Origin of the sequence: Klebsiella sp. CN_Kp106, assembly GCF_040064575.1 — a bacterium.
Lineage (GTDB): Bacteria > Pseudomonadota > Gammaproteobacteria > Enterobacterales > Enterobacteriaceae > Klebsiella > Klebsiella michiganensis.
On sequence record NZ_JBEAIG010000069.1, the window covers coordinates 119,594 to 132,642 of the forward strand.

Annotated in this window: 10 protein-coding genes; 6 read left to right on the forward strand and 4 right to left on the reverse strand. The window is 58.7% G+C overall.

Annotation, left to right across the window (positions count from 1 at the left end; all coding sequences use genetic code 11):
- The first annotated feature begins 329 nt into the window (after positions 1-329).
- The 3 genes from nrdA (at position 330) to yfaE (ending at position 4,103) form a co-directional block, all read left to right on the forward strand.
- Positions 330-2,615 (forward strand): class 1a ribonucleoside-diphosphate reductase subunit alpha, encoded by a 2,286-nt coding sequence (gene nrdA, locus ABLU96_RS24010; protein WP_048260699.1) that lies wholly within the window; start codon positions 330-332, stop codon positions 2,613-2,615.
- A 103-nt stretch (positions 2,616-2,718) separates the two neighbouring features.
- Positions 2,719-3,849 carry a class Ia ribonucleoside-diphosphate reductase subunit beta gene (nrdB, locus tag ABLU96_RS24015; protein ID WP_004852757.1) on the forward strand — a complete coding sequence of 377 codons (1,131 nt, stop codon included), beginning with the start codon at positions 2,719-2,721 and terminating at the stop codon, positions 3,847-3,849.
- On the forward strand, positions 3,849-4,103 hold the full coding sequence (gene yfaE / locus ABLU96_RS24020; RefSeq protein ID WP_004104002.1) for a class I ribonucleotide reductase maintenance protein YfaE: 255 nt from the start codon (positions 3,849-3,851) through the stop codon (positions 4,101-4,103). Before nrdB ends, yfaE begins: the two co-directional genes overlap by 1 nt.
- Before the next feature lie 71 nt (positions 4,104-4,174).
- Here yfaE and glpQ read toward each other — a convergent pair whose 3' ends face one another.
- Together glpQ and glpT are read right to left on the reverse strand one after the other, a co-directional pair.
- Positions 4,175-5,245: a glycerophosphodiester phosphodiesterase gene (gene glpQ, locus ABLU96_RS24025; protein ID WP_032750694.1), complete on the reverse strand. Its 1,071-nt coding sequence runs from the start codon at positions 5,243-5,245 to the stop codon at positions 4,175-4,177.
- Positions 5,246-5,254: 9 nt separating this feature from the next.
- The gene (gene glpT / locus ABLU96_RS24030) at positions 5,255-6,601 is read right to left on the reverse strand and encodes a glycerol-3-phosphate transporter (RefSeq protein WP_004852762.1); all 1,347 of its coding nucleotides are present in this window, start codon (positions 6,599-6,601) and stop codon (positions 5,255-5,257) included.
- Positions 6,602-6,872: 271 nt separating this feature from the next.
- Here glpT and glpA point away from each other — a divergent pair, with 271 nt between their 5' ends.
- Genes glpA through glpC form a run of 3 tightly spaced genes read left to right on the forward strand, consistent with a single transcriptional unit; the run spans position 6,873 to position 10,919 of the window.
- On the forward strand, positions 6,873-8,495 hold the full coding sequence (gene glpA, locus ABLU96_RS24035) for an anaerobic glycerol-3-phosphate dehydrogenase subunit A (protein WP_064404449.1): 1,623 nt from the start codon (positions 6,873-6,875) through the stop codon (positions 8,493-8,495).
- Entirely contained in the window at positions 8,485-9,744 is a 1,260-nt protein-coding gene (gene glpB / locus ABLU96_RS24040) for a glycerol-3-phosphate dehydrogenase subunit GlpB (protein ID WP_064404447.1), read from the forward strand. The genes glpA and glpB overlap by 11 nt, the downstream gene beginning before the upstream one ends.
- Positions 9,741-10,919, forward strand: coding sequence for an anaerobic glycerol-3-phosphate dehydrogenase subunit GlpC (glpC, locus tag ABLU96_RS24045; protein WP_049069292.1), 1,179 nt, complete (start codon positions 9,741-9,743; stop codon positions 10,917-10,919). The genes glpB and glpC overlap by 4 nt, the downstream gene beginning before the upstream one ends.
- Before the next feature lie 22 nt (positions 10,920-10,941).
- Here the strand turns inward: glpC and yfaU are convergent, their stop codons facing one another.
- Together yfaU and ABLU96_RS24055 are read right to left on the reverse strand one after the other, a co-directional pair.
- Entirely contained in the window at positions 10,942-11,745 is an 804-nt protein-coding gene (gene yfaU / locus ABLU96_RS24050; protein WP_025106698.1) for a 2-keto-3-deoxy-L-rhamnonate aldolase, read from the reverse strand.
- 14 nt (positions 11,746-11,759) lie between these two features.
- Positions 11,760-13,049, reverse strand: a complete 1,290-nt coding sequence (locus tag ABLU96_RS24055) for an MFS transporter (protein WP_004852770.1) — start codon at positions 13,047-13,049, stop codon at positions 11,760-11,762.

Here is a 13,049-nt window from a genome sequence, read left to right on the forward strand (position 1 = left end):
CTATGATGATTGCGCGGCATCAAGCCGCGTGATTTTTTCTTCCGATGAAGAAATCAGCACTCGATCAAATTTTCATTTTTTTTTCTGATTTATTGACATCTTCTCCAGGCCTTATGTGGCGTGGACTTGGCGATTATTACCCTTCCGCAACCTCAATTTAACGTCAAAATCAACTCTTGTACTCAAAAGAATCCTTACTAGAATACTCACCATATAGCGTTTCTTTTATCGACCACCCCCTACATATAGTATTTATCCACAGAGTTAGTCACAACGGCGTTCTGTGGATAAGTGGGGGATATTTTCTTTCACGGACAGGTATAATCCACATGAATCAGAGTCTGCTGGTGACAAAGCGTGACGGTAGCACCGAGCGCATCAATCTCGATAAAATCCACCGCGTGCTGGATTGGGCGGCAGAAGGGCTGAATAACGTATCCATCTCCCAGGTAGAACTGCGTTCCCACATTCAGTTCTATGACGGCATCAAAACCGCCGACATTCACGAAACCATTATCAAAGCCGCCGCGGACCTTATCTCCCGCGAGGCGCCGGATTACCAGTATCTCGCCGCCCGTCTGGCGATTTTCCACCTGCGTAAAAAAGCCTACGGCCAGTTTGAGCCGCCAGCGCTGTTCGACCACGTGTCGAAAATGGTGAAAAACGGCAAATACGATACTCATCTGCTGGAAGACTACACGGAAGAAGAGTTCAAGCAGATGGACTCGTTCATCGAGCACGATCGCGATATGACCTTCTCCTACGCTGCGGTTAAGCAGCTCGAAGGCAAATATCTGGTGCAGAACCGCGTCACCGGTGAGATCTATGAAAGCGCCCAGTTCCTGTACATTCTGGTTGCCGCCTGCCTGTTCTCCAACTACCCGCGCGAGACGCGTCTGGACTACATCAAGCGTTTCTATGACGCGGTGTCGACGTTCAAAATCTCGCTGCCGACGCCGATTATGTCCGGCGTGCGTACCCCGACCCGTCAGTTCAGCTCCTGCGTGCTGATCGAGTGCGGCGACAGCCTGGACTCTATTAACGCCACCTCCAGCGCCATTGTGAAATACGTCTCTCAGCGCGCCGGTATCGGCATCAACGCCGGCCGCATCCGCGCGCTGGGTAGCCCGATTCGCGGCGGTGAAGCTTTCCATACCGGCTGTATCCCGTTCTATAAGCACTTCCAGACGGCGGTGAAATCCTGCTCCCAGGGCGGCGTCCGCGGCGGTGCGGCGACCCTCTTCTACCCGATGTGGCATCTGGAAGTCGAAAGCCTGCTGGTGCTGAAAAACAACCGCGGTACCGACGCCAACCGCGTTCGTCACATGGACTACGGCGTACAGATCAACAAGCTGATGTACACCCGTCTGCTGAAAGGCGGCGATATCACCCTGTTCAGCCCGTCCGACGTCCCGGGCCTGTACGATGCGTTCTTCGCCGACCAGGACGAGTTTGAGCGCCTGTACACCCAATACGAGCAGGACGACAGCATCCGCAAGCAGCGCATTAAAGCGGTAGAACTGTTCTCGCTGATGATGCAGGAGCGCGCCTCCACCGGCCGTATCTACATCCAGAACGTGGACCACTGCAACACCCACAGCCCGTTTGACCCGGTTGTCGCGCCGGTGCGCCAGTCCAACCTGTGCCTGGAAATCGCCCTGCCAACCAAGCCGCTGGAAGATGTAAACGACGAAAACGGTGAAATTGCGCTGTGTACCCTGTCCGCTTTCAACCTCGGCGTTATCGATAGCCTTGATGAGCTGGAAGAGCTGGCGGTGCTGGCCGTTCGCGCGCTGGATGCCCTGCTGGATTACCAGGACTACCCGATCCCGGCGGCCAAACGCGGCGCGATGGGCCGTCGTACGCTGGGTATTGGGGTGATTAACTTTGCCTACTATCTGGCGAAGCACGGTAAACGCTACTCTGACGGCAGCGCTAACAACCTGACGCATAAAACGTTCGAAGCGATTCAGTATTACCTGCTGAAAGCCTCTAACGAGCTGGCGATCGAGCAAGGCGCGTGCCCGTGGTTTAACGAAACCACCTATGCGAAAGGCATTCTGCCGATCGATACCTACAAAAAAGACCTGGACGCTATCGTCAGCGAATCCCTGCATTACGACTGGGAGCAGCTTCGCGAGTCGATCAAAAAGCACGGTCTGCGTAACTCCACGCTCTCCGCGCTGATGCCGTCCGAGACCTCTTCGCAGATCTCCAACGCCACCAACGGCATTGAGCCGCCGCGCGGTCACGTCAGCATCAAAGCGTCGAAAGACGGTATCCTGCGCCAGGTGGTGCCGGATTACGAAAAACTGCAGAACGGCTACGAGCTGCTGTGGGAAATGCCGAACAACGACGGTTACTTGCAGTTGGTCGGTATTATGCAGAAGTTTATCGACCAGTCGATTTCCGCTAACACCAACTACGATCCGACGCGCTTCCCGTCTGGCAAAGTGCCGATGCAGCAGCTGCTGAAAGACTTGCTCAATGCCTATAAGTTCGGCGTCAAAACGCTGTACTATCACAACACGCGCGATGGCGCGGAAGATGCCCAGGATGACCTGGCGCCGTCCATCCAGGACGACGGCTGCGAAAGCGGCGCATGTAAGATTTGATAATATTGCCCGGCGGCGCGTTGCCTGCCGGGCCTACGGTCTAATGTAGGTCGGGCTAGCGAAGCGCCGCCCGGCGTATAATTCCAGGACAGGATCCCCACTCATGGCATACACCACCTTTTCACAGACGAAAAATGACCAGCTCAAAGAGCCGATGTTCTTCGGTCAGCCGGTGAACGTCGCCCGCTACGATCAGCAAAAATATGACATCTTCGAAAAGCTGATTGAAAAACAGCTCTCCTTCTTCTGGCGTCCGGAAGAAGTTGACGTTTCCCGCGACCGTATCGACTATCAGGCGCTGCCGGAACACGAAAAACACATTTTTATCAGTAACCTGAAATATCAGACGCTGCTGGACTCCATCCAGGGCCGCAGCCCGAACGTCGCCCTGCTGCCGCTGATTTCAATTCCGGAGCTGGAAACCTGGGTGGAAACCTGGGCGTTCTCGGAGACCATACATTCGCGCTCCTACACCCATATCATCCGCAATATCGTTAACGATCCGGCGATGGTGTTTGACGATATCGTCACCAACGAGCAGATTCAGAAACGCGCGGAAGGCATTTCCAGCTATTACGATGAATTGATTGAGCTGACCAGCTACTGGCATCTGCTGGGCGAAGGCACCCACAGCGTGAACGGTAAAACCATTACCGTGAACCTGCGCGAGCTGAAAAAGAAACTCTACCTGTGCCTGATGAGCGTGAACGCGCTGGAAGCCATCCGTTTTTACGTCAGCTTCGCCTGCTCTTTCGCCTTTGCCGAGCGCAAGCTGATGGAAGGTAACGCCAAGATTATCCGTCTGATCGCTCGCGACGAAGCGCTGCACCTGACCGGCACTCAGCACATGCTGAACCTGCTGCGTTCCGGCGTCGACGATCCGGAGATGGCTTCAATCGCCGAAGAGTGCAAACAGGCGTGCTACGACCTGTTCGTGCAGGCGGCGCAGCAGGAAAAAGAGTGGGCGGATTATCTGTTCCGCGACGGTTCGATGATCGGCCTGAACAAAGATATTCTCTGCCAGTACGTTGAGTACATTACCAACATCCGCATGCAGGCGGTAGGTCTCGATCTGCCGTTCCAGACCCGCTCCAACCCGATCCCGTGGATCAACACCTGGCTGGTGTCCGATAACGTGCAGGTCGCGCCGCAGGAAGTGGAAGTCAGTTCTTACCTCGTCGGACAGATCGATTCCGAAGTCGACGCCGACGATCTGAGCAACTTCCAGCTCTGATGAAACGCATTTTTTTGAAGATTTCTGACACTCGCCTTGAGTGTCAGGATGAACATCCCTCCCTGCTGGCGGCTCTGGAATCGCACAATATCGACGTGGAGTATCAGTGCCGCGAAGGCTACTGCGGCTCCTGCCGTCTACGGCTGGTTTCGGGGCAGGTTGACTGGCTCACCGAACCGCTGGCGTTTGTCCAGCCGGGAGAGATTCTGCCCTGCTGCTGCCGGGCAAAAGGCGATATCGAAATTGAGATGTAAGTTTTGTCGGGCGGCGTAACGCTTATGCGCCCGACAAAACTGCCGTTCACAGGCCGGGTAAACCCGGCTTTTTACTGCTTAGCGTGCAGAAACTGCACGGCCTTATCCGGGAAATCCGTAAACAACCCGTCCACGTCCGCCTGGTTATACAGAACGTCGTAAAGCTGATTCACGTCCGCTGCATACGCTGGCAGCTGATCCGCGCGGACCGTATACGGATGCACTTGCAGCTTGCTGGCATGGGCTTCTTTCACCATCGCCGTCAGCTTCACGTGACCCGGCGTCGAGCCTTCCGCCACCAGCATATGGTAGTCCGGGCCAATGCCGTCAGCGTACTGCGCGATCTGCGCCATCGCCCCCGGTTTGAACATCCAGTCATAGCTGTAGTTCACCCACTTGCCGTCGGCCTGCCTCTGCTGGGTCTCATTCCAGTCGGTATAGGCGATAAGCTGCACCAGATTGAGATCCATCCCCATTTTCGGCTCCAGCTCCTGTTTGATGCGCTTGAGCTCGTTGGCGTCAAAGCACTGCAGATAAACCTTATCCTGCTTGCCGGTATAGCCATATTTCTTCAGCACGTTCAGCGTGCTGGCGGCAATATCCTTGCCTTCCTGATGGTGGAACCACGGCGCTTTGATCTCCGGATAGATGCCGATGTTTTTGCCGGTCGAATGGTTCAGCCCCTGCACAAACTCAATCTCCTCTTCAAAGGTATGAATACGGAAATCAGATTTACCCATCGGGAAACGGCCCGGATAAGTTTGCACGTTCTTGCCATCTTTCGGCTCAAACCCTTCGGTAAACTTCAGCGACTTTATCTCGGCGAGGGTAAAGTCGATGGCGTAGAAGCGGCCATCTTGACGCGCCCGCTGCGGGAAACGCTGGGCCACGTCGGTCACCCGATCCAGATAGTGGTCATGCAGCACCACCAGCCGGTCGTCTTTCGTCATCACCAGGTCTTGCTCGAGGTAGTCCGCCCCCTGCGCGTAGGCCATCGCTTTCGCCGGCAGGGTATGTTCCGGCAGATAGCCGCTGGCGCCGCGGTGGGCGATAACGATTTTTTCCCCCGCGACGGCGCTGAAAGAGAGCGCCGTCGCGGCTAGCAGCATTCCGCTCATCAGGGTGGTTAATGTGCTTTTCATCGCCGCTCCTTAAGCTTGTTTCATCTGTTGGTGATGGCGTCGTTCACCCAGCATCACGATAATCAGCAGCAGAACCGCCAGCACGCTGCCGCCGATCATCACCATAAAGCCGCCGTCCCAGCCGAAGAAATCGACGGTATAGCCAACGATGGCGCTCGCGGCCACGGAGCCGCCGAGATAGCCAAACAGGCCGGTGAAGCCCGCGGCGGTGCCGGCGGCTTTTTTCGGCGCCAGCTCCAGCGCATGCAGGCCAATCAACATCACCGGACCGTAAATCAGGAAGCCGATGATGATCATACAGGCCATATCCACGCCCGGGTTACCCGGCGGGTTCAGCCAGTAGACGACGGTGGCGATGGTGACCAGGGTCATAAAGAAGACGCCGGTCGCGCCGCGGTTGCCTTTAAACACTTTATCCGACATCCAGCCGCACAGCAGGGTGCCCGGGATCCCCGCGTATTCATAAAGAAAGTAGGCCCAGGACGATTTATCCAGCGCGAAGTGCTTAACCTCTTTCAGGTAGGTCGGCGACCAGTCAAGAATGCCGTAGCGCAGCAGATAAACAAACACGTTGGCGACGGCGATGTACCACAGCAGCTTGTTCGGCAGGATGTACTGCATAAAAATCTGCTTTGCGGTCAGCTCTTCTTCGTGCTTCTCGCTGTAGTCGTCAGGATAATCGTTTTTGTACTCTTCGATCGGCGGCAGGCCGCAGGACTGCGGAGTATCGCGCATCATCGCGAAGGCGAAAATCGCCAGCAGGATCGCGCCGAAAGCCGGCATATACAGCGCCGCGTGCCAGTCGTTAAACCACGCCATCCCCAGCAGAAACAGCAGCGGCGGGATCCCGCCGCCGACGTTGTGCGCGCAGTTCCATACCGAAACAATACCGCCGCGCTCTTTCTGCGACCACCAGTGCACCATCGTACGTCCGCACGGCGGCCAGCCCATCCCCTGGAACCAGCCGCACAGGAACAACAGGACGAACATCACCATAATGCTGGAGGTCGCCCAGGGGACGAAGCCCATCACCAGCATCACCAGCGCGGCAAGGATCAGGCCTGCCGGTAAAAAAATGCGCGGATTCGAACGGTCAGAAACCGAGCCCATGATGAATTTCGAAAATCCGTAGGCGATAGAGATACCGGAAAGCGCAAAGCCGAGATCGCCGCGGGAGAACCCCTGCTCGATAAGATAGGGCATCGCCAAAGCAAAGTTCTTACGAACCAAATAGTAAGCGGCATATCCGAAGAAGATACCGATAAAGATCTGCCAGCGTAATCGACGATATAGCGGATCGATTTCCGCCGTTGGCAAACGCGCTTTATGCGCTGCGGGTTTAAATATACTTAACATATCAGCCTCCGTGGCCATTGCTGTTCTTCTGACGTCGTCGCAAAAAAACGTAATTTATTCAATGACTTCTGATTTGGTCGCGATAGTAGGCAAAGCGTAAATCTAATACTGTGAAATGTCGCACACTTTGTTACAGAAATATGACAGAACTTTCCAATATGCGCATAAAGTCACAACAAACGCTCGAATTACGCGCAAATATGCTCGAAATCAAACATTAAACGCGGTCGATATGGCTAAATGATGTAAAACGAACACAGAGGACAGGGAGATGGCCGATAGTCGTGAATATGACGTCATTATTATTGGCGGCGGCGCCACCGGCGCCGGGATCGCGCGCGACTGCGCGCTGCGCGGGCTGAAGGCGGCGCTGGTTGAGCGCTACGATATCGCCACCGGGGCGACCGGCCGCAACCACGGCCTGCTGCACAGCGGCGCGCGCTATGCGGTAACCGATAGCGAATCGGCGCGGGAGTGTATCAGCGAAAACCGCATCTTACGCCGCATCGCCCGGCACTGCATTGAGCCCACCAGCGGCCTCTTTATTACCTTGCCGGAAGACGATCCGGCGTATCAGCACACCTTTATCACCGCCTGCCAGCAGGCGGGTATTGAGGCCCAGCCTCTGACGCCCGCCGAGGCGCTGCGCATTGAGCCTGCGGTTAACCCGGCGCTGCTCGGCGCGGTGCAGGTCCCCGACGGCACCGTCGATCCTTTCCGCCTCACCGCCGCAAATATGCTCGATGCCCGCGAACATGGCGCCGCTATCCTCACCGGCTGCGAAGTCACCGGCCTGCTGCGTCAGGGCGATCGCGTCCATGGCGTCACGATCTACAACCATCAGCTCCGTGAATCGCGCACGCTGCGCGCGCAGGTGGTGGTCAACGCCGCCGGGATCTGGGGGCAGCACATCGCAGAGTATGCCGACCTGCGCATCTCGATGTTTCCGGCAAAAGGATCGCTGTTAATCCTCGACCACCGCATTAACCGTCAGGTTATCAACCGCTGCCGCAAACCGGCTGACGCCGATATCCTGGTGCCCGGCGATACTATTTCGCTGATTGGCACCACTTCGATGCATATTCCCTATGACGAAATTGACGACAACCGGGTAACGGCCGAGGAGGTCGAAACGCTGCTGCGCGAAGGGGAAAAGCTGGCGCCGATCATGGGGCGGACGCGGGTACTGCGCGCCTACTCCGGCATACGTCCGCTGGTCGCCAGCGATGACGATCCCAGCGGGCGCAGCGTCAGTCGCGGTATTGTGCTGCTCGACCACGCCCGGCGCGACGGACTGGAGGGCTTTATCACCATCACCGGCGGTAAGCTGATGACCTATCGTCTGATGGCGGAGTGGGCCACGGATGCGCTCTGCCGCAAGCTCGGAAATACCGTCCCCTGTACGACCGCCGATACGCCGCTGCCGGGCTCGCAGGAGCCGGCGGAAGCCACGCTACGCAAAATCATCTCTTTACCTGCGTCGCTGCGCGGGTCGGCCATCTATCGCCACGGCGATCGCACCCCGGCCTGGCTTGGCGATAGCCGCCAGCACCGCAGCCTGGTCTGCGAATGCGAGGCGGTGACCGCCGGCGAGGTTCAGTACGCGGTCGAAAACCTGGCGGTGAAAAACCTGCTCGACCTGCGCCGCCGCACCCGCGTCGGCATGGGAACCTGTCAGGGCGAACTGTGCGCCTGCCGCGCCGCCGGGCTGCTCGCGCGTTTTAACGTCACCACTTCCGCTCGATCCCTTACCCAGCTGTCTCAATTTTTGAACGAACGCTGGAAAGGCGTCCAGCCGGTGGCCTGGGGGGACGCGCTGCGCGAAAGCGAGTTCACCCGCTGGGTCTATCTCGGCCTGTGCGGATTACAAAAGGAGCATCAGGATGAAGTTTGATTGCGCCATCATCGGCGGCGGCCTCGCCGGACTGCTCTGCGGGCTGGCGCTCAACCAGCGCGGCCTGCGCAGCGTGATTATCAGCCGCGGCCAAAGCGCCCTGCACTTCTCTTCCGCCTCGCTGGATTTGCTTACCACGCTGCCGAATGGCGACACCGTCACCGATGTCGCTCACGGCATCGGCCAGCTGGCCCGCCAGCTTCCCGAACATCTCTATGCCAGGCTCGGCGCCGAACGGGTGATGGATTACGCCCGCCAGAGTCAGGCGCTGTTTGCCGACTGCGGTATCGCCATGCAGGGCGACGCCAGCCAGCCGCATCTGCGCGTGACGCCGCTGGGAACCTTACGCGCGGCCTGGCTATCTCCGCAGGAAATCGCCACCGCGCCGCTGCCCGCCAGCGGCGTCGGCGTAGTCGGCATCAGCGGATTCGGCGACTTCCAGCCGCATCTTGCCGCCGCCTCTTTGAACCAGCACGGCGTGACCGCCGAAGCCCATGAGATAGATTTACCTCTCCTCGATGTGCTGCGCGATAGCCCATCCGAATTTCGTGCCGCCAATATTGCCCGCCGGCTGGACGATGAAGCGCACTGGCCGGCCCTGCTGGCGGCGCTGCGCCCGCTGGCGCAGCAGCATAATTTACTGATTATGCCCGCCTGCTTTGGCCTCGCCGACGATCGCCTGTACCAGTGGCTGCAGCAGCGCCTGCCCTGCCCGCTGCGCCTGCTGCCTACGCTGCCGCCGTCAGTGCCGGGGATGCGCCTGCACGCCCAGCTGCAGCGGCAATTTATCCGCAGCGGCGGGACCTGGCTGACCGGGGATGAAGTCATCGATATCAGCCACCGCAACGGTAGCGTTAACGCGATCTGGACGCGCAATCACGGCGATATCCCGCTGCGCCCGCGCTTCGCGGTGCTGGCCAGCGGCAGCTTTTTCAGCAACGGGCTGGTCGCCGAGCGCAGCGGCGTGCGCGAGCCGATCCTCGGCCTTGACCTGCAGCAGACGCTGCCGCGCGAGCGCTGGTATCAGCAGGACTTTTTTGCCTCTCAGCCCTGGCAGCGTTTCGGCCTGAAAACCGATGCGGATCTGCGCCCGCAGCTTCAGGGGCAGACGCTGGAGAATCTGTTCGCCGTAGGCGCGATCCTCGGCGGTTTTGACGCCATCGCGCTGGGATGCGGCGGCGGCGTTTGCGCGGTGACCGCGCTGCATGCCGCTGGGTTAATCGGCGAGCTTGCCGGAGGTGAATCATGAACGACACGCGCTTTGAACACTGTATAAAATGCACCGTTTGCACCACCGCCTGCCCGGTTAGCCGGGTTAATCCGCGCTATCCGGGGCCAAAACAGGCCGGGCCGGACGGCGAACGCCTGCGCCTGAAAGACGGCGCGCTCTACGACGAGGCATTGAAATATTGCATCAACTGTAAACGCTGCGAAGTTGCCTGCCCTTCGGACGTCAAAATTGGCGATATAATCCAGCGAGCGCGCATGGAGTACGGTCGGCAAAAGCCCACGCTGCGCGATGCGATCCTCAGCCATACCGACCTGATGGGCACCCTCTCCACGCCCTTTGCCCCGCTGGTGAACGCCACCACCGGGCTGAGGCCGGTACGCCGGGTACTGGATGCCGCGCTTAAAATCGACCACCGCCGCACGCTGCCGAAATATGGCTTTGGTACCTTTCGCCGCGCATATCGTCAGCTGGCCGCCCGGCAGGGGCAGTACGCCGAGCAGGTGGCGTTTTTTCACGGCTGCTATGTGAACTACAACAATCCGCAGCTGGGCAAAGATCTTATCCGCGTGTTCAACGCCATGGGCATCGGGGTGCAGTTATTGAGCAAAGAGAAATGCTGCGGCGTACCGCTGATTGCCAACGGTTTTTTTGCGAAAGCGCGCAAGCAGGCGCTGAGCAACGTCATCGCGATGCGGGAAAATAGTCTGCCCATTATTGCGACTTCATCGACCTGCACCTTTACGCTGCGCGATGAATATCCGCATCTCCTTGATATCGATAATCACGATATCCGCGACCGGATTGAGCTGGCGACTCGCTGGCTCTGGCGTCAGCTGGATAATGGGCGACCTCTGAAGCTAAAAACGCTGCCGCTGAAGGTGGTCTATCACACGCCCTGCCATATGGAAAAAATGGGCTGGTCGCTGTATACCCTTGAGCTATTGCGGCTGATCCCCGGCTTGCAGCTGGAGGTACTCGACTCGCAATGCTGCGGTATTGCCGGCACATACGGTTTCAAGGCGGAGAACTACGACTCATCGCAGGCGATGGGCGCGCCGCTGTTCCGGCAAATTGAGGAGAGCGGCGCGGATCTGGTGGTGACCGACTGTGAAACCTGCAAATGGCAGATAGAGATGTCCACCAGCAAACGCTGCGAACACCCCATCACCCTGCTGGCACAGGCACTGGCCTGACGCCAGCGCCAGCACCGGGGGGCTAGTAGCTCCCCTTTCCCTCCGCCTGTTCGGCTATCGGCTTGAACATCGCCAGCCGTTTATCCAGCGCGCTGGTGTAAAGGTTGGTATCGACGCCAACGGCAACAAAATTCGCCCCCCACGCCAGCGCTTTGTGCGCCATCTCCGGATCGACGGCAAGGAATCCGGCCGCCTTACCCGCCGCGCGAATGCGGCGGATGCTCTGTTCAATAACCCGCTGCACTTCAGGATGACCGGCGTTATCCGGGTAGCCCAGCGAGGCTGACAGGTCCGCCGGGCCGATAAACACGCCGTCAATGCCCTCCACTTCAAGGATCGCATCCAGATTATCGAGGGCCGTTTTACTCTCTACCTGAATCAACAGGCACAGCTCATCGTTGGCCTGCGCCATATAGTTTTCGACCCGTCCCCAGCGCGCGGCGCGGGCCACTCCGGCCCCCACCCCGCGGGTACCTAGCGGCGGGTAGCGGGTAGCCGAGACAATCTCCCGCGCCTGTTCGGCGGTATCGACCATGGGGATCAGCAGCGTTCTGGCGCCGATATCCAGCACCTGTTTAATCAGGCTGCGATTGCCCTCTACCGGGCGAATGACCGGCTGGCTGGCGTAGGGCGCAATGGCCTGCAGCTGATGATAAAGATCCTGGATGGTATTGGGCGCATGTTCGCCGTCAATCAGCAGCCAGTCGTAACCCGAGGTGGCGGCAATCTCAGCCATATAAGAAGAGGTCGAGCTCAGCCACAGGCCAATTTGCGCTTCCCCTTGTAATAATCCCGCTTTAAATGGGTTCGATAAAATTGCGTTCATAGTTCTCCCTTACATTAATGCTGTACGCTGCCAGCCTGCGGCACGGCGCGGTTCACGCGCAGTGAAAAGATAATAACCACCCCGACAATCGCCACGCAGGCGAGCGTCACTAATCCGGCAGAATCACTGGCGAACATGGTTTCAGCCTGGACGCGGATAATGGGCGCCAGAAACCCGCCGATAGCGCCGAACAGGTTCACAAAGCCGATGCCAGCGGCCAGCGCCGTACCGGACAACAGCTGCGTCGGCATGGTCCAGAAGACCGGCTGCACGGCAATGACGCCGACGGCGGCAACGCACAGCGCGATAATCGCCAGCACCGGCGACACCAGCCCGGAGACCGCAATGCCAATTGCCGCCGCCAGCAGGGTGAATGCCGCCACATTACGCCGCTCGCCGGTGCGGTCGGAGTAGCGCGGAATCAGCCAGGTACCGAACAGCGCCGCCACCCACGGGATCGCGGTCACCACCGACGCCACGAACCCCACCTTGGTGCCGAGCAGCGCGGCAACCTGGGTTGGCAGGAAGAAGATCAGGCCGTAAACCGCCACCTGAATGGTGAGATAGATAATCGCCAGCTGCCAGACGCGGCCGTTGCGCAGCGCATCGGACAAACGCGAGGTCACCTTTTTCTGCTCTTCGCTGGCCAGCTCGCTGATTAACGCCTGTTTTTCGGCAGCGCTCAGGAAGCGCGCCTTTTGCGGCGTATCGTCGAGCCAGAAGAAGGTGAAGAACCCCGCGCCGACCGCCAGCAGCCCCTCAATGATAAACATCCAGAACCAGCCGGGATGCCCCATAAAACCATGCATTTCCAGCAGCGCGCCGGAGAGCGGCGACCCGAGGGTCAGCGCCAGCGGCGCGCCCATATAAAACAGCCCCATAATGCTGGCGCGGTTCTGCTGCGGAAACCACTGGGACGTCAGGTAGATCATGCCCGGGAAAAAACCCGCTTCCGCGGCGCCCAGCAGGGTGCGCACCAGCAGAAACTTCGCTTCGGTATCCGCCCACGCCATCGCCGCGGAGAGAAGCCCCCACAGCAAGGTGGTGCAGCCGATCCACTTTCTTGCGCCGAATTTGCGCATCAGCAGGTTAGCGGGCACCCCGAGAAAGGCGTAGACCACAAAGAAAATCCCCGCTCCCAGCGCATAGGCTTCGTTGCTCAGGCCGGTATCCAGCTGATAGGTCTCTTTGGCAAAGCCGATATTCGAACGGTCAAGAAACGCCAGCACGTACAGCGCCAGCATAAAGGGGATCAAACGGGCGCGGTTTTTCTTCACCACGCTCTCAAGCAAGGCGTTGCTCAT